This is a genomic window from Marinobacter salexigens (assembly GCF_018860765.1).
Lineage (GTDB): Bacteria > Pseudomonadota > Gammaproteobacteria > Pseudomonadales > Oleiphilaceae > Marinobacter > Marinobacter salexigens_A.
In genome coordinates this window covers 750,965-769,591 of the sequence record NZ_JAHKPV010000001.1, presented here as the reverse complement: position 1 = coordinate 769,591, position 18,627 = coordinate 750,965, and the positions used below count along the sequence as shown (strand labels likewise).

Genomic DNA, 18,627 nt, shown 5'->3' with positions numbered 1-18,627 from the left:
AGCAAAATTATGGATGCGACGGTGGATGATACTCTTTCGTACGCGCGTGCTCACCTCAAGATCTTGACGCAAAAATCGGTTATCTTCGTTGTGGGTCTTTTAGCGCTAAACCTAGCCTTTGTGCGTTAGGTTCGGTAATGCGTTGGATGTAAAGGCAAGCGGAGGTTACGGTTTTGAACAATAAAAGCTCTACGGATATTCGCCCTGCAGCCACTCTGGCATTGGTGAGGGATACTCCCAGTGGCATTGAGATATTACTACTGCAACGCACTTGGGAAGCCGTTTTTTTACCCGGCTACTACGTTTTTCCCGGTGGCGCGGTAGACCAGAAAGAATCTCATGGGCGCGAACACGCGGAAGGGCTAGAAGATACCGAGATCAGCCATACCATGAGCCTGAGCGAGGGCGGAGCGGATTATATGTTGGCTGCCGTTCGGGAATGCTTTGAAGAGGCCGGCGTGCTGCTCGCGGTGGATGCGCATAGGCACATAATAACCCGAGATCATGCGGTCCATGACGATCGCACAGCAGTGTTCAAAGGCGAACTCTCGCTAGCGGAGTTATGCCAGCGCCACGAACTAACCATTCCACTAGACAGGCTAGCCTATCTTAGCCACTGGGTTACCCCGCCTGGTCCTCCCCGGCGCTTTGACACACGGTTCTTTGTAACCGAAGCGCCCGAGAACCAAGTTGTGAGTCATGACGGCGAGGAAACCATAGACCACGTATGGCTCAGCCCAACGCAGGCGCTGGAGGAACACCGGGCTGGTAAGCGCTTGATGACGCTGCCCACCATCAGAACACTGCGGGTCCTGCGCGATTTCGATTCTGTGGAAACCCTGATGCGCTACGCCTGGGCCAATCCGCCAGAGGCCTACCCGAGCGACCCGTGGCCAGCGATTCGTCGTGGCAAGCCGGTATTTTTGGAACCGGATTCGCCCGCCTACGATGAGGCCGTTAAGCTAGATCCGGAAGGCGAAGGCACCACAAAAGCGGAGGTTGTTTCCAGTGAGCCTATTGAAATTGCCGCGGGCGTGATCCGCCTTACGGCACCCAATCCCGGGATGATGACCGGCCCCGGCACCAACACCTATATTCTGGGCCACGAGCGCTTTACCGTGCTGGATCCCGGCCCAAACCATGAAGGGCACATCGAACAGATTCTGGAGGTGACGGGTGGCAAAATTGATGCAGTGGTGGTTACCCACACGCATTTGGACCACTCCCCCGGTACCCGGGCCTTAAAAGAAAAAACCGGCTGCCGAGTGTACGGCCGGCAGGCACCAGCAGGTGCCTCGCAAGATCAGGCATTCGCGCCGGATGAACAGCCTGAACATGGCAATATTATCGAGACCGATGCAGGCTCACTCAAAGCGCTGCACACGCCGGGGCATGCCTCTAACCACCTATGTTTTCTGTTAAGGGATCAAGAGCTTTTGTTTTCAGGGGATCACATTATGCAGGGCTCAACGGTGGTTATAAACCCACCCGACGGCGACATGAAAGCTTATCTGGAATCACTTTATGATCTACTGGCAGAGCCGATCCGCTTCATTGCTCCGGCGCACGGCTTTTTGATGGGCCAGCCAGAAGCCATCATCGACTACCTAATCACCCATCGCTTGGCCAGAGAACACAAGATCGCGCGTGCGCTCGAACAACTTTCGCCCGTAAATCTAAAAGACCTCACTAGCAAGGCTTACGGCGATGTGCCCACCGCCATTCACGGACTTGCAGCCCGCTCCGCTTTGGCGCACCTGCTGAAGCTAGAGGCCGATGGCCGAGCCTTGCACACAGACGGTGTCTGGCGCGCAACGCCCACCACCTGAGCCATAGCCACTGGCAAATGCCCAACGCCTCTGCCAGTGGCAACAATGGCTATTTTTTAGCGATTATGTATACCGCATGCACTATGCCGGGAATGTAGCCAAAAATAGTCAGCAAGATGTTGATCCAAAAGTGTTTCCCAATGCCCACTTGCAAGAACACGCCCAGCGGCGGTAACAGAATCGCAATAATAATTCGCAAAAAGTCCATACAGTTAACTCCTTGAGTCGGATATAACGGGTAAGGTTCGAATACACTCCGCAACCATACTACCCATAGCCGCATTATTAATGGCTACATCATGAAAATGGCATTAAACCTTTGTTATTGCCATATCCATGACCACCGGCTGGCCTTTATTCTTGGGCCCTCGTAAATTACCTGTGAGGAATCGTTTTGTTTTACAGGCCGCAAGCGCTGACCGCCCTTTCAATCACTTTGTGTACGCTCCTGCTGGCGCTGCCTTCCGTAACGCTGGCAGAGCCCTCCGACAGCGGTAGCAAGAAGCAACCCACACAGGTGATGCTGGCCGAACTGGCGGAAGACGAAAGCGTTGAAGATGTAGAGCGCTCAGATCCACTGCAGGAAGCCCGTAAATCACCAACCCCCAAGGAACATTCTCCCGTCAAAAAAACGGTGGCCAAACCTAGAGAAAAAGCTAAAAAGGTAGCGCCCAATATTGACCTGAAAGACGTTGCACCGGTACCAACTCCAGAGCCTCCCCCGGTTCCGGATGCTCAGGACGAACCTGACACTGAAGAATCTGATGTCAGCAAAGCACAGGAAGATGGTGATCCTGCTGCTGTACCCGAGCCTCAAGAACTAACAACACCCGAACCAGAGGATAAAGAGCCAGAGCGCGCCAAAAACCTGGCTCTGCTTGGAAGCGAAGTACTGCCGGGCACATCGACTCGCTTGGGCTGGTCAGCAGGTATTCAGATTGCCGGCCTATCGCAGCCCACGCCTGTATTGGTTGTTAATGGCGCCAATGCCGGCCCGACTCTGTGTCTGACAAGCACCATTCACGGTGACGAACTGAACGGCATCGAAATTATTCGCCAGACCATGTACGACCTTGATCCGGAAACACTGAGCGGCGCCGTGGTGGGTATTCCCATCGTAAACCTGCCCGGTTTCCAGCAAGGTAGCCGTTATCTGCCGGATCGCCGTGATCTGAACCGACATTTCCCGGGCAGCAAGAATGGCAGCCTGGCAGACCGGATTGCCAACTCCCTGTTCGAGAAGGTTATTCAATACTGTGACATGCTGGTGGATATCCACACCGGCTCACTGAAGCGCACCAACCTACCCCAGCTTCGTGCCGATATGAACAACCCCGCGGTTGCCGAATTTACCCGGGGCTTTGATCGAATGGCCGTTGTGCACAGCACTGGATCCCCCGGGATGCTCCGCACCGCAGCGGTGAATGCCGGCATTCGTGCCGTCACTTTGGAGGCTGGCGAATCCCACCGCATTCAGGAGCATCAGATTGATGCCGGGGTAAACAGCCTGGCAAGCCTGATGGAAAAACAGAAAATGATTTCGCGAATGTTTGTATGGGGTGATCCGGAACCGGTGTACTACGATTCGGCCTGGGTAAGGGCAAACCACGGCGGCATTCTGTTCAGCAAGGTTGAACTGGGCGCTAAGGTTTCCGAAGGTGAGATTCTTGGCTATATCGCAGACCCGATCACCAATGCCCAACACCCCATTGCCTCCAGCAGTGATGGGCGCATTATCGGCATGGCCGTTGATCAGGTGGTTATGGCGGGTTTTGCGGCCTACCACATTGGTACCAAGGCAAAAGTGTCAGGAGAATAGTATCCTATCGTTGTACGCTTTCGCGAATGACCGACAGGAGTTGACGTGCCTTCAGAAAACAGTCCAGCTAAATCTGCGACTCTAACCTACGCAGGTCTGGTTCTGACCCCTTTGTTCTGGGCTGGCAATGCCGTTGTTGCCCGGGGCACCGTCGACAGCATACCGCCCATTTCCATGGCTTTCTGGCGCTGGGTCATAGCACTCGCTATTTTGCTGCCCTTTGCTCTGCCCGGTATCTGGCGACACCGGGCATTGATCCGCCAGCATCTGGGTTCCATGGTAGTACTCGCCACATTCAGCGTCGGTGCTTTCAACTCACTGTTATACGTTGCTGCTGTCACCACCACAGCGACCAACATTGCCCTGATCAACGCCACCATTCCGATTTTCGTTTCGCTGCTGGCATGGATTATTCTGGGTGATCGCACCCGACCGATTCAGGTACTGGGAATCGTGCTCGCAATATTTGGCATTCTCACGGTGGTAGCACGAGGGGACCTATCGGTTCTCACCGGCCTGAAGTCACAACCGGGCGATCTGATAATGGTCGCCGCCGTGTTCAGCTGGGGTCTGTTTTCCGTGTTACTCAGGCGTCAGGCGGTTCCTCTGCCCGGGTTTACCTTCCTCAGCACTCAGATTCTGCTTGGCACCCTGGTTATCCTTCCGTTTTATCTGGGCGACCTACTGTTTTTCTCTGGTGGCTTTGAGTTGACCCGACAAACCGCTCTGCCACTTGCCTACTTCGCAATCTTCCCGGGGATTCTCGCCTACGGCTTCTGGAATTACGCCGTGCACAGTATAGGGCCGTCCCGGGCAGCCATTTTCATTTACCTGACACCGGTTTTTGCTTCAATTCTGGCCAGTATTTTCCTTGGAGAGTCGTTGGGGCTCTTCCATATAATTGGCGGCGCGTTCATCCTAGCCGGACTATTACTGGCCACCCGAGCAGGCCAAAAGGTGCCGGACTACAGCAAATTGTCCTGATAAACTCTAAATTCACAAGGAGCCCACCATGCTTAAGAAGCTCACGCTCAGACCCATTCATCACACACTGGGGTCCCTGCTTCTGGTGCTGATGATTTCAGCACTCGGTTCTGTCGCGAACGCCCAGAGCAAGGCGACCACGCAGGCTGAAACACCAGACTCGGCCACAACCAGCACACCCGGTGAAAACTCTGGCCTTTGCGAGCGTCCGGAACAGTGGCTTTGGGCCGAGACTTATGAAGAAGGTGCAATGTCCTTCCACGGCGGCAAGGTGTGGAGGGCGATCGAAACCACCAGCGGCGACATGCCCGGGAAGAACGAGCCTTCACGCTGGGAACTCGTTGACGACCACTGTTTTATGGTTGATCAGTAGCCGGGCGGTTGCCAGATAGTGCCGCTTCGATACGCTGTAACACATCGATCAACACCGCCTTCGGGCAGCCGATGTTGAGCCGCATAAAACCACTGCCCTGTTCACCAAATGAAATACCGGGGTTCATGCCTACTCCGACGTCTTCCACGAAAAACCGTTTCAGGGCGACATCATTCATCCCCAGACTCCGGCAATCGAGCCACATCAAATAGGTTCCTTCCGGTGCCTGGGTCTGAATTCCAGGCAAGCGTGCGTTGACTGTTTGCAGCACAAAATCGCGGTTCTGCTGTAAATACGCCATCAAATCATCCAGCCAGGGTGCCCCGTACCGGTAGCCGGCTTCAAACCCCGCAACACTGAACGGGTTGCACTGCTGCAAATGCATGGAATCAAACACTGCTTTCATGGCATTACGCCGATCCCGCTCCGGGATGACCAGAGCAGACAACCCCAACCCGGGCATATTGAAGCTCTTGCTCGGAGCAACCGCGGTTACTAGGGCATCGTCTGGACCCGCGAGAGCGGCCAACATCCGGTGCCGGGGCTTGTCGGTGAAGGTAAGGTCGCAGTGAATTTCGTCGGAAATCACCGTCAATTCATGCCGGCGAGCGATAGCCAGCACTGCTGTGAGCTCCTGTTCCGACCAGATACGTCCTACCGGGTTGTGCGGTGAGCACAACATCAGAAGCCGGGCATCAGGGCGTGCGGCGCAGACTTCCAGGTGCTCCAGGTCCATCCGGTATTGACCGGTCTCATGATCGTGAATCAGTGGGTTTTCAATAACCTCCCGACCGCTGAGCCGAACAGAGCTGAAAAACGGTGGATACACCGGCGGTTGCACAATCACGCCTTCGCCTGGCGCCGCATAGGCCATGCAGGCAGCGTGCAGGGAGGGTACAACGCCAGGTGCCATCAGTATCCAATCCCGCTGAATTTCCCAGCCATGACGCTCCCTAAACCAGTCAATTATTGACTGGTACAGACTTTCGGGAAACAGCGTATAGCCGTAGACCGGGTGCGCAGCGCGCTCTGCAAGTGCCCGGGTGACAGCCTCTGGTGCAGCAAAATCCATATCTGCTACCCAGACAGGAATCACATCCTCACGCCCGAACACTGCTTTGCGGGCATCAAACTTAACTGAGCAGGTATTTTCACGGTCAAGGGGCAGATCAAACAATTCTTTCACAGGCGGACTCCACTATCGGCCGACAATCGGGAAACACTGTTCAGTATTCTGGGTGGGCACCGCCATGTTCGCAACCGGCTCCGTATAGTCGCCAGGCTTCCTCAGAGCACTGACATTTTGCTTTGGTCTTATGGAATGTAATATTACTTGCCGAATCACCCAAATACTTGCGAACCTAACGGTTTACCCGCGCCAAGCCTCTTCCCCGGCGCCTGCTGGAGCTTTTAATGATCGGTCAAATCCTGTCCACACTGTTACCGGTGTTTCTCATCGCCGGATGTGGCGCCCTTTACGGACGGTTCCGTACACCAGACATTCAGGGTCTGAACGTTCTGAACATGGAACTTTTTGTTCCCATGCTGGTATTCAGTGTGCTGGCAGATCAGCACGCCCCGCTGCAGGAATACGCTGGGCTTGCGCTGGCCGCAACGGTTGTTGTTCTGGGCTCCGGGATTGTTCTGTATCCGCTGGCCCGGGTTCTCAACCTGAACCTGAAAACCTTTCTCCCACCCATGATGTTCAACAACTCGGGCAACATGGGCATTCCGCTTTTGGTTCTCGCCTTTGGCGAGGCCGCCCTGCCCGCGGCCATCGTTTTGTTTATCGTGGAAATGCTGCTGCACTTTTCCGTGGGCCTGTACATGCTGGACCCTCACACGTCCATAATACAGCGCCTGAGGCTCCCCATTGTGTTTGCCAGCATCGCCGGGCTGGCCGTAAACTTTGGGGGTGTGCCTCTACCGGGCTGGCTGCTTGAGTCTCTGAACATGCTTGGTGAAGTCTGCATTCCTCTTATGTTGTTCACTCTGGGCGTAAGGATGCTGGACATAGACTTCAGCGACTGGAAGCTGGGCATGCTCGGCGCTATTGCCTGCCCACTCAGTGGCTTGGTGCTGGCGTGGCCCATGATCTATCTGCTGGATCTGCCCGGCCTTCAGGTTGCCGCGCTCTGGGTATTTGCCGCCCTTCCACCGGCGGTTCTCAACTATATGGTTGCGGAGCAATACCAGCAGGAACCGCACAAAGTCGCATCACTGGTATTATTGAGTAATCTGGGCAGTCTGGTTGTCATGCCAATTGTACTTGGGTTGGTTTTTGCTGCCGGATACATCTGAGGAAAAAGTGAATGTCTGAAGCCGTCGCCGTTGTTCGCGCCTCCCGCCCCAATTTTCTGGTTCTTGCGCCCCTGTGTGTCGGGCTGGGAGTCGCGGTGGCTTGGCAACAGGGTGAGCCACCGGCACTGCTGGATACAGTATTAGTCTTTATTGGTGCCTTGTTGGCTCATGCAGCGGTGAACCTATTTAATGAATACGAGGATTTTACATCCGGGCTCGACCTGATCACCACCCGCACACCTTTTTCCGGCGGTAGCGGGGCTCTTCCGGAGGTCCCCGGCGCTGCAAAGAGGGTGCTAGCGGCCGCTATTGGCACTCTGGCTCTTGTTATCCTGATCGGCCTGTATTTCCTCTGGCAAAGGGGTTTGCCCATGCTGGTGCTGGGCGCAGCGGGCGTGGTGCTGATACTCACCTACACGCGATGGATTACCCGCTCTCCCCTGCTGTGCCTGTTTGCTCCCGGCATCGGCTTCGGCCCGGTAATGGTTCTGGGCACACTGGTAGCACTCGGCGCCAGGCTTGATGCCACTGCGCTCACCGTCTCTGTTATCAGCCTCATACTGGTGAGTGAACTGCTACTGATCAACCAGATACCGGATGCGGAAGCGGATCGTAAAATCGGTCGCCGTCACTTGGTCATCACGCTAGGCACCCGCGCCGCCGCCCGCCTGGTGTCTGCCATGTTTATTTCCGGCTACGCTGTTCTGGTAACAGGCATAATCACCGGCTGGTTACCATTGGCGTCTATACTGTCTCTGGCAACAGCACCCTTCGCCCTCTGGCTTGTCTTGAAACTGCCGGGAGCCATTGATCAGCCAGATGCACTTAATGTGTTACTAGGCACCAACGTCGCCATTTTACTGGCCACGTTGGCGCTGCTAATTGTTGGACTGAGCCTGTAATCCCGACCTCGAACAATGAGTGAAACAACAAGCGGACACCCATGTATTGTCCTTGCATGTGAGAGAGCTTTAGCAGAAGGTTATTACTGACATTCTCTGATTTCATTCACGATACGGAGGTCTGCCCATGAGTGTACTTTTACTGCTCATTAGTGCCCTGATTCTGATTTATGTAGGAATTGGCGGCACCACCGCCGCTGTGGTGATGTCCATCGCAACCCTGATTGGCGTATTTCAGGATGAATGGCACATTGCCAGTGTTCTGTTTGGCGGTCTTTTCTTAGCCTTGGCTCTGATTCTGGTTATTCCTAGCGAACTGCGTCTGGACAAATTCAGCCGTCCCCTGCTGAGCTGGGTTCGCAGCCGCCTTCCGAAGCTTTCCTCCACAGAAGAAGAAGCCTTGAAATCCGGCTCTGTAGACTGGGATGGCGAGCTGTTTTCCGGTAGACCAGAGTGGTCGAAACTTCTGAATGCCAAACCTGCGAACCTAACAAGCGAAGAGCAGGCGTTTCTCGATGGCCCGGTAGAAAAACTCTGCGCGATGCTGGACGACTGGAAAATCACCCACGAACACTACGACCTGCCGGAAAAAGTCTGGAAGTTTATCCGTGAAAACGGCTTTTTCGGCTTGGTGATTCCGAAAGAAGACGGCGGTATGGGCTTCTCCAACACCGCCCACTCGGAAATCGTGATGAAGATTTCTACCCGCAGTGTGTCTGCGGCCGTTACCGTCATGGTCCCCAACTCCCTCGGCCCGGGCGAGTTGTTGATGCACTACGGTACCGATGAGCAGAAAAAACACTATCTGCCCCGCTTGGCGGGCGGTGAAGAAATTCCCTGCTTTGCCCTGACTTCGCCGATTGCGGGCTCTGATGCGGGTGCCATTCCCGATAAAGGCATCGTGTGCAAAGGCCAGTGGAACGGCAAAGAAGTCTTGGGCTTGAAAGTCACCTGGAACAAGCGCTACATCACCTTAGCTCCGGTCGCTACCCTGGTTGGCCTCGCTATCAAGGTTTACGACCCCGAGAGCCTGCTGGGCAATAATGCCGACATAGGCGTAACCTGCGTTCTGGTTCCTCGTGATACGGAAGGCGTACACGCAGGGGCTCGCCACCTTCCGATGAATACCGTATTCATGAACGGACCCACCTGGGGCACCGAGGTGTTTATCCCCATGGATCAGGTTATCGGTGGTCAGGACATGCTCGGCAAAGGCTGGACCATGCTGCTGGAGTGCCTGTCCATTGGCCGCTCCATTTCTCTGCCTGCTTTGGGTACCGGTGCTGGTAAGGTTGCCAGTCTGGCAACCGGATCCTACGCCTATACCCGCGAGCAGTTCGGTCGCTCCATCAGTCAATTTGAGGGTGTTCAGGAAGCTCTGGAACCGATCGCAGGCTACACCTACATGATGGATGCAGCCCGCTTGCTCACCTCCGGCATGCTAGACCGAGGCGTTCGGCCAGCCGTACCCTCGGCACTTCTGAAGTACCGCAATACCGATCTAATGCGCATAGTCATCAACCACGCCATGGACGTAGTCGCAGGCCGTGGCGTCATTACCGGCCCCCGCAACTTTATGGCCCGCGCCTACAATGCGGTACCCATCGGTATTACGGTGGAGGGTGCAAACATTCTGACCCGCAGCCTGATGGTGTTCGGTCAGGGTGCCATTCGCTGTCATCCGTTTATAGTTGAAGAAATTGCCGCCGCTGGCATGGAAGACGAAGACCAGGCCGCCAAAAAATTCGACGGTATCTTTTACCGACATCTGGCCCACACGACGCGAAATGCACTGCGGGCTCTAGTTCTAGGTCTTACCGGTGGTTTACTTGAATCGGTTCCCGCACAGGGCAATATCAAGTCGTCTTACCGCCAGCTGGCGCGATTTTCAGCCGCATTTGCGCTGATGACCGATGTCACTCTACTCTCCGTAGGCGGAGGCCTTAAAGCCAAACAGCGCCTCTCTGGGCGAATGGCAGACAGCCTCGTACAACTGTATTACGCGTCTGCGGTTATTAAACAGTGGCATGAGGAAGGCTACCCGGATGATCAGCGCCCGCTGGTGGAATGGTGTCTGCAGTCCTGCTTGCGCGACCTGCAAGACTCCATGCGCGAAGCGATTATCAACTTCCCGATACCGGCTCTGCGCTGGCCCCTGCGCCTGTTGGTGTTCCCGTTGGGTGCCACAGGCCTTAACGGGCCAGATGACACGCTGGGCACTCGCGTAGCCGCCAGTATTGTTAAGGACACCCCACTACGCCAACGCATCAGCCGAGGAGCCTACACCACCATGGACCCGGACGACTCTCTTGGCCGGGTTTTGAATGCCTACAAACTGGCAAACGAAACCGCCGACATGCGTAGCCGCCTGCACGACGCCATCCGCAATCGCGATGAAGACGATCTGGACGGTATCGCATTGTTGATGGGCCACCAGCGTAAAGAACTGGTGGACTGGGCTTGCGCCGAAGGCGTTGTGAAAGCCGATGAGTGCGAAAAACTTGAAGAAGCACTAACGGCTTTGTATGACGTTATCCGGGTAGATGCCTTTGACGAAGAGGGCCTGAAGGCGCTGTCTCGATGCGCCAAAGGCAAACGCAAAGTGGTTGAAAGACCCGCCAAAGAGTAGCGCTATAGTGCGCGGGGCTATCTCAAGCCCCGCGCAACCCTCCCTTAATCGCTTCATCAACCAGCCAACGGCGCAGTATCTGAATGCCGCGCTCCTGTCTACGGCTGGTTTTCCAGGCAAAATAGAAGTTGTCGCCGGTGACGACGGAATGGCATGGCAAGCGCACAAACTCTTCAGAGTCTTTGCGGGTGCTCAACATGTAGTCGTTGGTTAGGGCAACGCCCTGATGATAACGCGCCGCTTCCAGAGCCAGCAGCATGTGGCTGAAATGCTGAACGCGACTGCCGGAAGGCAAGGGCTCTCCCGAAGCTTGATACCAGGCCTCCCAGTCTCCAGCGGCTTTATCATAGATGCTGTGGGTGGATAACAGAGGGAAGCGCGCTACCTCGGCGGGCGTCATGGCTGGCTCATCGCGCCCGGTAACATCCGTTTCCCGCCCCAACTCCCTGCGGATACGTTGCCAATAGTCTTGACTACACACCGGGAAAAGCCGCTCCACATACAAAAGCTCATAACTGTAGGCTGGCGAATTTCGGTGGATGGTAATAAAACAGTCCGCCACTCTATCGGACAGCACAGGATTTTGGCTGGTCATTTCCAAAGCCAACTCCACCTGCGGATGCAAACGCTGCAAATCCGGCAGCCGTGGCACCAGCCAGCGCACCGCAAAGGAACTGAACAAAGCAAGCCTCAGCTGAGACTCCTCGCGCCCTAAAAGTTGTTCACTGGCGCGCTCTATCTGCAGCAAAGCCGTACCAACGGCATCCAGATACTGACGACCTTCGTCAGTCATCATCAGGGTGCGCCCACTACGCCAGAACAGCTGCTCACCCAAGTAGGTTTCCAGCTGCTTGATCTGATGGCTAACCGCACTCTGGCTTACCGCCAGTTCTTGAGCAGCCAAGGAAAAACTATTGAGGCGGGCAACGGCTTCAAACACCGGCAAGGCTTTCAGAGGTGGCAGCTTCATTATCTAATTTCCTAATACCTTACTAATAAACATCATTTTATCGGATATTAAAACGCACCTAGACTAAGACTGCCACTTCCTACGTGCGCGCTTTAGTCACTCCCAACAATCAGGAAAAAGAAGATGTCAGGCAAAACGGTTAACAGCGCTATTCTTTTGCTTGTGCTTGGCAATGCCATGGCGCTGATATCGGACGTATTTATCAAACTGATGGAACCGGGCGCGCCCATTCTTCAGTTCGCGTTTTTACGTTGCCTGATTACCCTCTTATTCCTGCTGCCTTTGGCCCGCAAGATCGACCGCACCAACTTGTTTGGCGGCATTAAAGTTCACGCCATAAGAGCACACGTTCATCTGGTCGGCCTGCTGTGCATGATCGTCGCTCTGAGCAACTTGCCTCTGGCCACAGCCAACGCGGTGTTTTACGCAGCGCCGATTCTGGTGATGGTGTTTTCGGTGGCTATCTTCCGGGAATCGCTGTCGCCTTTGAGTGTGCTTGCGGTATTTAGCGGCTTTGCGGGCATCATCGTTATCCTGCGCCCAGTAGAATTCAATTGGGCGGCTGTGGCTGCACTGGGGTCGGCGATTACGCTGGCCATCAACGCAGTGATGGTACGCAAGTTGCCCAAGGGCCAGACTACCGTGCATAAGTTGTTTCTCAATTACCTGTTGGTGATTCCGATGTCTGGACTGCTGGCGGTGTGGGAGTGGCAGCAGGGTGCTATCTGGCACCCGGAAATTCTGGTTACCGCTGCCGCTTCTGCGTTTTTTATTCTGGGCTACAACATCACGGTTTTGCTGGCTTACCGGCAGGTAGACGCGAATCAGGTAACCAGCGCCGAGTACACAGGGCTAATTTGGGCGGTAGGTATTGGCTGGATCTGGTTTAACGAAGTGCCGGATTGGTGGTTTCTGGTGGGCAGTTTGATGGTTATTGTGCCATTGGTGATGATCGGCCTGAACCAGCGTCGCAAATCACCTCCCAGAGGCTTTAATCCTGCTACCCGGGAAGAGTCTCGAGTCGCTTCGGTGGAGGCCTGACGCAGTAGGGGGAGAAACGCCTCCCGAAACACGCTGTGAATACGTCCGTGTACGCTTGGCTCCGCACAGTTTCGGGAGGCGTTTCTCCCCCTACTGCTTGTTTGGCATTGCGTACCCGGTTTATGAGTCTGCTTTTAGGCAGGCTTCAATTGAGAATGTGTGGGTGCACTCATCACCCAGTGCGCGCAACGATTCAGCAAGCCTTAGCAGGTATTCGGAGTTTGGACCACTGGGCCCAACCGCAGAAGCAATCTGCCGCGCTATATCTTCATCCGGCGCATGGCCAAGAAAGGCTTCGTTGTCTTCCGTGGCGATATAAACCAGCCCTTCACCATGGCTGCCGTTATCGAACATCAAAGTTGTGGTAAATCGCAAATAGCCGTTCTTTTCCCGCACATCCAAATGTTCGAACACACTTGGTGATACCCGAAACGCCATGCCTTTGCACTTGGCACCCGGTTGCTCGATCAGAGTCACCACGCGCCCCGGCGCTTCAGGTGTGCCTCGGTGATCGTGAGAGCCTTGCCAGAACCGGCGGGCCCAGCCCTCGATGGACGCAGGGCGCTTTTCCAAATATGGGAAGTCGACTTTATAGATGAGAGAACCATAACCAAACAACCAGATCGAATCGATACCGGAGAAATCCTGTCGGTTGCGATTGTGTTCCGTGGTGTCAGCGGACATTGAGCCCCCTTATGCTCCCATTAATCCCGAGCTGGCGATAAAGCCTGTGATGCCGGTCAGTACAATTTCAGCAGCCATGGCTGAGAGAACCAGACCGCTGATTTTGGAGAGAATGTTGAGGCCGGTTTTGCCCAAGGCCTTTTCCAGATAGCCGGACAAGTACAGCAACACACCCAGAATCAGCAGACCGGAAAGCAGGCCCAGCAGCCCGCCAGCAACTTCCGGGGCACTCTTGAGCTCAGCGCCGTATACCAGAATAGCACCGATGGTGGCGGGGCCGATCATCACTGGAACGGCCAAGGGTACAACCGCTATGTCATCGCGCTCTTCTTCCGGCAAACCGGTGGCGTGATTGCGGGTGCCGCTGGTGACCAGACTGATGGCAGTAAGAAACAGTAGCGTACCGGCACCAATGCGGAAAGAGTTCAGGGTAATGCCAATAGCACTGAACAGCACCGGCCCACCAAAGAACAAGATTACGCCCATAACAGATGCCGCGATACAGGCCCGGCGGATAATCGAGGCTTTTTCAGCCGCAGGCAGCCCGCGGGTCAACGCAATAAACATAGAGACGGCAAAGAAGGGCGCCAGCAAAAACAGGAAGCGGATTGTGCTGCTGACATAGGTACTGAAAAACATTTCAATCATCAAAAATATCCGGTCCAGAAAAAGAGGCAAAGCATAACGCCTATCCGCAACGTCTTCCGTACGCAACAGAACCTATAGCAAGCAAAGTCCCGAATTTGCACTAGGCTGAGTGTAGCTCTCCTTCATTTCATCGGTTCAAACACAGGGCGTTTGCATCATGAAGATTGGCATTCCAAAAGAGATATTTAGCGACGAACGGCGGGTGGCAGCAACGCCGCCCTCGGTACACAAATTGATCAACCTCGGATACGACGTTACCGTTGAAGCCGGAGCAGGCGAAGCGGCGCATTACCGCGATGAAGCCTATGAAGCTGTTGGTGCAACAATCGCTGTAGACACCCGTTCCTTGTGGAGCGAGGCTGATTTTATTCTTAAAGTTCGTGCGCCCATGAAGAATCCGGCACTGGGCAAGCACGAAGCCGACGTTATGAAGGAAGGCGCCTTTCTGGTCAGTTACATCTGGCCAGCTCAAAACTCCGAGCTGCTTAACAAACTTGCAGCCCGCAACATCACCACGTTTGCCATCGACAGCCTGCCCCGGATTAGCCGTGCGCAGAAAATGGATGCGTTGAGCGCCATGGCCAACATTGCCGGGTATCGTGCGGTGGTGGAAGCGGCCAATCACTTCGGGCGCTTTTTCACCGGCCAGATGACCGCAGCGGGCAAGGTACCGCCAGCCAAGGTGATGGTGATCGGGGCCGGTGTAGCGGGGCTTGCGGCGGTAGGTGCAGCCAACAGTTTGGGAGCTATCGTCCGGGCCTTCGATACCCGACTGGAAGTGAAGGAACAGATTGAAAGCATGGGTGCCGAATTTCTGCAGCTGGATTTTGGCGAGGAGGAAGGCAGCGGCACCGGCGGTTACGCCAAGCAGATGAGCGATGAGTTCATTAAGGCGGAAATGGCGCTTTTTGCAGAGCAGGCCAAAGAGGTGGATATCATCATCACCACCGCTCTGATTCCCGGTAAGCCCGCACCGAAACTGATAACGGCGGACATGGTGAAATCCATGAAACCCGGCAGTGTGATTGTGGATCTGGCCTCAGAGCGCGGCGGCAACTGCGAACTCACAGAACCCGGGAAAATCGTTGAGCAACATGATGTGACGCTGATCGGCTATACAGATCTGCCCAGCCGCATGGCCAAGGTGGCCAGTGATCTATACGCTACCAACCTGTTTCACCTACTTACCGAACTGACACCGGATAAAGACGGCAAGCCACAAGTGAACATGGAAGACGATGTGATTCGTGGCCTCACCGTAGTGCTGGACAAGGATGTAACCTGGCCTCCACCGCAACCACAGACACCAACCAGCCCTAAGCCAGCGCCCGGCACAGAAGAGCCCTCTGCAGAGCAGAAAGCGGCAGCGCACAAAGAGTCCCAGCGCCGTAGCCTGATTGGCAAAGGCGCCGTGCTGGCTGTCACCCTTGCTGCGCTGTATGGCGTGGGCGCTCATGCGCCGGAGAGCTTCCTGCGTCACTTTACTGTGTTTGTGCTGGCCTGCTTTATTGGCTGGCAGGTTGTGTGGAACGTAACCGCCTCCCTGCATACCCCTTTGATGAGTGTCACCAACGCCATCAGCGGCATTATCGTGATTGGCGCCATTCTGCATCTGGCTCAGGCAGATAACGCCGCGGTCGGGATTATGGCCTTTGTGGCGGTGCTGATTGCCAGCATCAACGTAGGGGGCGGCTTCCGGGTCACCCATCGCATGCTCAAAATGTTCCGCAAATAAGGGGTCACCGCCATGAGTACAGGACTCGTCAGTGTGGCCTACGTGGTCGCCAGTGTATTGTTTATTCTCAGCCTTGGAGGTTTGAGCCATCAGGAATCCGCGCGCCGGGGCAACCTTTATGGTGTTGCCGGAATTCTGATTGCACTCGTGGCTACCATGGCCAGCGTGAGTAACAGCGGAGTTGTCGCTATCGTGATTGCCGTGCTGGCGGGTGCCAGTATCGGTATTGTCATCGCCAACAAAGTCGAAATGACCCAGATGCCGCAATTGGTAGCCCTGCTGCACAGTTTTGTAGGTCTGGCCGCTGTATTAGTGGGTTTCACCGGCTATCTAGATCCTCTGATTCAAAGCACGGGCGCCGAGCACGCCATCAAACTGGTGGAAGTGTTTGTGGGTATCTTTATCGGTGCCGTTACCTTCACCGGCTCGCTGGTGGCCTGCGGCAAATTGGACGGTCGTATCGACAGCAAGGCGCTTACCTTGCCCGGCCGACATCTGATGAATCTGGCGGCTATTGCCGTATCGGTGGTACTGGGTTGCTGGTTCCTGAGTACACAGAGCATGGCGCTGGGTATACTTGCTCTGGTGCTGATGACTGTCATTGCTTCCGTGCTGGGCATGCATCTGATCATGGCCATTGGCGGTGCCGACATGCCGGTGGTGGTGTCCATGCTCAACAGCTATTCCGGTTGGGCTGCAGCGTCTATCGGCTTTATGCTAGGCAACGACCTGCTGATCGTGACCGGTGCATTGGTGGGCAGCAGCGGCGCTATTCTCAGTTACATCATGTGCAAGGCCATGAACCGCTCGTTTATCAGCGTTATCCTCGGCGGGTTTGGTCAGACCAGCAGCAGTTCTGCCGCTTCAGGGCCGGAACAAACTGCTTTGGAAACCAGTGCAGACGAGGTATGTGAGGAGCTGCGTAATGCCGATTCCGTCATTATTGTGCCCGGCTACGGCATGGCGGTGGCTCAGGCCCAGAGCGGTGTGAGCGATATGACCAAGCTGCTGCGGGAGCGCGGCGTGAATGTGCGCTTTGGCATTCACCCGGTTGCCGGTCGCCTGCCCGGGCACATGAACGTGTTACTGGCAGAGGCCCATGTGCCTTACGACATAGTGCTGGAAATGGACGAGATCAACGAGGATTTCCCGTCAACCGACGTGGTATTGGTTATCGGCGCCAACGACACGGTAAACCCGGCAGCGGCGGAAGATCCGGGCAGTCCCATCGCGGGCATGCCGGTGCTTGAAGTGTGGAAAGCTCGGCAAGTAGTCATTCTTAAACGGGGCATGGCTACAGGCTATTCCGGGGTGGAAAACCCGCTGTTCTTTAAGGACAACTCTCGCATGCTGTTCGGTGATGCCAAAGACAGTATCGACAAGTTAGTGAGCGGGTTACGGGACTAAGCCTTAGAGTCTATGTGAGACTTCCATAAAAACACTCCCATCGCTTGATCAAGCGATGGGAGTGTATTGCAATCACGAGGGCATGCCTGCCTAAGCTCAGTACAGCTTGGTAAGAGACTTACGGGCAAAGTCATCTACCTCGCCAAGTCGCCCTTCCTTCACTTTGATGAGCCATTCCGGGTCTTGCAGCAACGCACGGCCCACAGCAATCAGTTCGAACTCGTGGTTGTTCATGCGCTCTACCAGCTCGTCGATACCAGACTGCTCAACCGACTCTTGTTTACTGGCCATAGTGCCGCTAATAAAGTCTTCCGTTAAGCCAACGCTGCCAACCGACATGGTGGGCTTGCCGGATAACTTCTGCGTCCAACCTGCCAAGTTGAGGCTAGAGCCTTCAAATTCAGGTTCCCAGAACCGACGCGTTGAAGCGTGGAAAATATCCACACCCGCGTCAACGAGGGGTTTGAGGAATTGCTCCAGCTCTTCTGGACTGTTCACCAGTTTTGCGTCGTAATCTTGCTGTTTCCACTGTGAAAAGCGCAGCATAATGGGGAAATCAGGCCCCACGCGATGGCGCACGGCCGCCACAATCTCTACAACGAAGCGCAGGCGGTTTTCCATGCTACCGCCATATTCGTCTTCACGCTGGTTGGTGCCTTCCCAAAGAAACTGATCCAGCAGGTAACCATGGGCGCCGTGAAGCTCAACGCCATCAAAGCCCAGAGCTTTAGCATCCTGTGCCGCATCCGCAAACGCGGTGATCACATCATCGATATCGCCTTTGCTCATAGCCTTGCCATTGGGCTTACCCGGCGCAAATAGGCCAGACGGGCTATAACCGGGAGCCGAAGCATCAGGCTCTGTGCCTTCTTTACGCACCGCACCCACGTGCCAAAGCTGCGGGAAGATGGCACCGCCAGCCGCGTGGACTGCATCTACTACATTCTTCCAACCCGCCAGCGCTTCATCACCATAAAACGCGGGGACATTCGGGTAACCGTTAGCACCAGCGTGGTTTACCGTTGTACCTTCCGTGATGATCAAGCCCACACCGGCTTCGGCACGGCGCCTGTAGTAGGCCACGACATTTTCTCCGGGCACACCTTTGGGCGAAAAGTTCCGGGTCATGGGTGCCATGGCTACGCGGTTACGGAGGGTAAGGTTGTGAAGTTCAAAAGGTTCAAACATGGGGCCGAGATTCATGGTCATTCGATACTACTCCCTGACAATTTTGGGCGTTAAAGGCAATAACTTGACGACAGAAGTTAGCTACCTTGTCAATTTGGTCTCTTAACGCAACTTTAT

Annotated in this window: 16 protein-coding genes; 10 read left to right on the top strand and 6 right to left on the bottom strand. The window is 55.1% G+C overall.

Going from position 1 to position 18,627, the window contains the following annotated elements; genetic code table 11:
• Positions 1-173 precede the first annotated feature (173 nt).
• Positions 174-1,829: an MBL fold metallo-hydrolase gene (locus KO508_RS03485; protein WP_216006920.1), complete on the top strand. Its 1,656-nt coding sequence runs from the start codon at positions 174-176 to the stop codon at positions 1,827-1,829.
• Between the two features lie 49 nt (positions 1,830-1,878).
• Here the strand turns inward: KO508_RS03485 and KO508_RS03480 are convergent, their stop codons facing one another.
• Positions 1,879-2,037 (bottom strand): YqaE/Pmp3 family membrane protein, encoded by a 159-nt coding sequence (locus KO508_RS03480; protein ID WP_216006919.1) that lies wholly within the window; start codon positions 2,035-2,037, stop codon positions 1,879-1,881.
• 186 nt (positions 2,038-2,223) lie between these two features.
• Between KO508_RS03480 and KO508_RS03475 the strand changes: the two genes are divergently transcribed.
• The 3 genes from KO508_RS03475 to KO508_RS03465 are packed head-to-tail and all read left to right on the top strand — an operon-like array spanning position 2,224 to position 5,005.
• Positions 2,224-3,648 carry a succinylglutamate desuccinylase gene (locus KO508_RS03475; protein WP_436836604.1) on the top strand — a complete coding sequence of 475 codons (1,425 nt, stop codon included), beginning with the start codon at positions 2,224-2,226 and terminating at the stop codon, positions 3,646-3,648.
• Positions 3,649-3,693: 45 nt separating this feature from the next.
• Positions 3,694-4,632: a DMT family transporter gene (locus tag KO508_RS03470; protein ID WP_216006918.1), complete on the top strand. Its 939-nt coding sequence runs from the start codon at positions 3,694-3,696 to the stop codon at positions 4,630-4,632.
• Between the two features lie 28 nt (positions 4,633-4,660).
• The gene (locus tag KO508_RS03465; protein ID WP_216006917.1) at positions 4,661-5,005 is read left to right on the top strand and encodes a hypothetical protein; all 345 of its coding nucleotides are present in this window, start codon (positions 4,661-4,663) and stop codon (positions 5,003-5,005) included.
• Here KO508_RS03465 and KO508_RS03460 read toward each other — a convergent pair.
• Entirely contained in the window at positions 4,989-6,191 is a 1,203-nt protein-coding gene (locus KO508_RS03460) for a MalY/PatB family protein (RefSeq protein ID WP_216006916.1), read from the bottom strand. The two genes, KO508_RS03465 and KO508_RS03460, sit on opposite strands and share 17 nt — an antisense overlap.
• Before the next feature lie 227 nt (positions 6,192-6,418).
• Between KO508_RS03460 and KO508_RS03455 the strand changes: the two genes are divergently transcribed.
• From KO508_RS03455 to KO508_RS03445, 3 genes are all read left to right on the top strand, one after another.
• Positions 6,419-7,306, top strand: coding sequence for an AEC family transporter (locus KO508_RS03455; protein WP_216006915.1), 888 nt, complete (start codon positions 6,419-6,421; stop codon positions 7,304-7,306).
• Positions 7,307-7,317: 11 nt separating this feature from the next.
• Positions 7,318-8,208: a prenyltransferase gene (locus tag KO508_RS03450; protein WP_216006914.1), complete on the top strand. Its 891-nt coding sequence runs from the start codon at positions 7,318-7,320 to the stop codon at positions 8,206-8,208.
• A 127-nt stretch (positions 8,209-8,335) separates the two neighbouring features.
• Positions 8,336-10,837, top strand: coding sequence for an acyl-CoA dehydrogenase (locus KO508_RS03445; protein WP_216006913.1), 2,502 nt, complete (start codon positions 8,336-8,338; stop codon positions 10,835-10,837).
• A gap of 22 nt (positions 10,838-10,859) precedes the next feature.
• Here KO508_RS03445 and KO508_RS03440 read toward each other — a convergent pair whose 3' ends face one another.
• Positions 10,860-11,807, bottom strand: a complete 948-nt coding sequence (locus tag KO508_RS03440) for a LysR family transcriptional regulator (RefSeq protein ID WP_216006912.1) — start codon at positions 11,805-11,807, stop codon at positions 10,860-10,862.
• Positions 11,808-11,930: 123 nt separating this feature from the next.
• Here KO508_RS03440 and KO508_RS03435 point away from each other — a divergent pair, with 123 nt between their 5' ends.
• Positions 11,931-12,848, top strand: a complete 918-nt coding sequence (locus tag KO508_RS03435) for a DMT family transporter (RefSeq protein WP_216006911.1) — start codon at positions 11,931-11,933, stop codon at positions 12,846-12,848.
• 120 nt (positions 12,849-12,968) lie between these two features.
• Here KO508_RS03435 and KO508_RS03430 read toward each other — a convergent pair whose 3' ends face one another.
• Complete coding sequence (locus KO508_RS03430) at positions 12,969-13,532, bottom strand: gamma-glutamylcyclotransferase (protein ID WP_216006910.1); 564 nt, start codon at positions 13,530-13,532, stop codon at positions 12,969-12,971.
• Between the two features lie 9 nt (positions 13,533-13,541).
• Complete coding sequence (locus tag KO508_RS03425) at positions 13,542-14,180, bottom strand: MarC family protein (RefSeq protein WP_216006909.1); 639 nt, start codon at positions 14,178-14,180, stop codon at positions 13,542-13,544.
• A gap of 157 nt (positions 14,181-14,337) precedes the next feature.
• Between KO508_RS03425 and KO508_RS03420 the strand changes: the two genes are divergently transcribed.
• Positions 14,338-15,915 carry a Re/Si-specific NAD(P)(+) transhydrogenase subunit alpha gene (locus KO508_RS03420; protein WP_216006908.1) on the top strand — a complete coding sequence of 526 codons (1,578 nt, stop codon included), beginning with the start codon at positions 14,338-14,340 and terminating at the stop codon, positions 15,913-15,915.
• Between the two features lie 12 nt (positions 15,916-15,927).
• A complete protein-coding gene (gene pntB / locus KO508_RS03415; protein WP_216006907.1) occupies positions 15,928-17,322 on the top strand; it encodes a Re/Si-specific NAD(P)(+) transhydrogenase subunit beta in 1,395 nt (464 codons plus the stop codon).
• A gap of 96 nt (positions 17,323-17,418) precedes the next feature.
• Here the strand turns inward: pntB and KO508_RS03410 are convergent, their stop codons facing one another.
• Positions 17,419-18,531, bottom strand: coding sequence for an NADH:flavin oxidoreductase (locus KO508_RS03410; protein WP_216006906.1), 1,113 nt, complete (start codon positions 18,529-18,531; stop codon positions 17,419-17,421).
• Positions 18,532-18,627: the final 96 nt, after the last annotated feature.

Coding starts and splice junctions, on each gene's coding strand:
- KO508_RS03465 (WP_216006917.1), top strand. CDS start 4,661: ATGCTTAAGAAGCTCACGCTCAGACCCATTCATCACACACTGGGGTCC.
- KO508_RS03480 (WP_216006919.1), bottom strand. CDS start 2,037: ATGGACTTTTTGCGAATTATTATTGCGATTCTGTTACCGCCGCTGGGC.
- KO508_RS03425 (WP_216006909.1), bottom strand. CDS start 14,180: ATGATTGAAATGTTTTTCAGTACCTATGTCAGCAGCACAATCCGCTTC.
- KO508_RS03410 (WP_216006906.1), bottom strand. CDS start 18,531: ATGACCATGAATCTCGGCCCCATGTTTGAACCTTTTGAACTTCACAAC.
- KO508_RS03440 (WP_216006912.1), bottom strand. CDS start 11,807: ATGAAGCTGCCACCTCTGAAAGCCTTGCCGGTGTTTGAAGCCGTTGCC.
- pntB (WP_216006907.1), top strand. CDS start 15,928: ATGAGTACAGGACTCGTCAGTGTGGCCTACGTGGTCGCCAGTGTATTG.
- KO508_RS03430 (WP_216006910.1), bottom strand. CDS start 13,532: ATGTCCGCTGACACCACGGAACACAATCGCAACCGACAGGATTTCTCC.
- KO508_RS03450 (WP_216006914.1), top strand. CDS start 7,318: ATGTCTGAAGCCGTCGCCGTTGTTCGCGCCTCCCGCCCCAATTTTCTG.
- KO508_RS03420 (WP_216006908.1), top strand. CDS start 14,338: ATGAAGATTGGCATTCCAAAAGAGATATTTAGCGACGAACGGCGGGTG.
- KO508_RS03435 (WP_216006911.1), top strand. CDS start 11,931: ATGTCAGGCAAAACGGTTAACAGCGCTATTCTTTTGCTTGTGCTTGGC.
- KO508_RS03445 (WP_216006913.1), top strand. CDS start 8,336: ATGAGTGTACTTTTACTGCTCATTAGTGCCCTGATTCTGATTTATGTA.
- KO508_RS03455 (WP_216006915.1), top strand. CDS start 6,419: ATGATCGGTCAAATCCTGTCCACACTGTTACCGGTGTTTCTCATCGCC.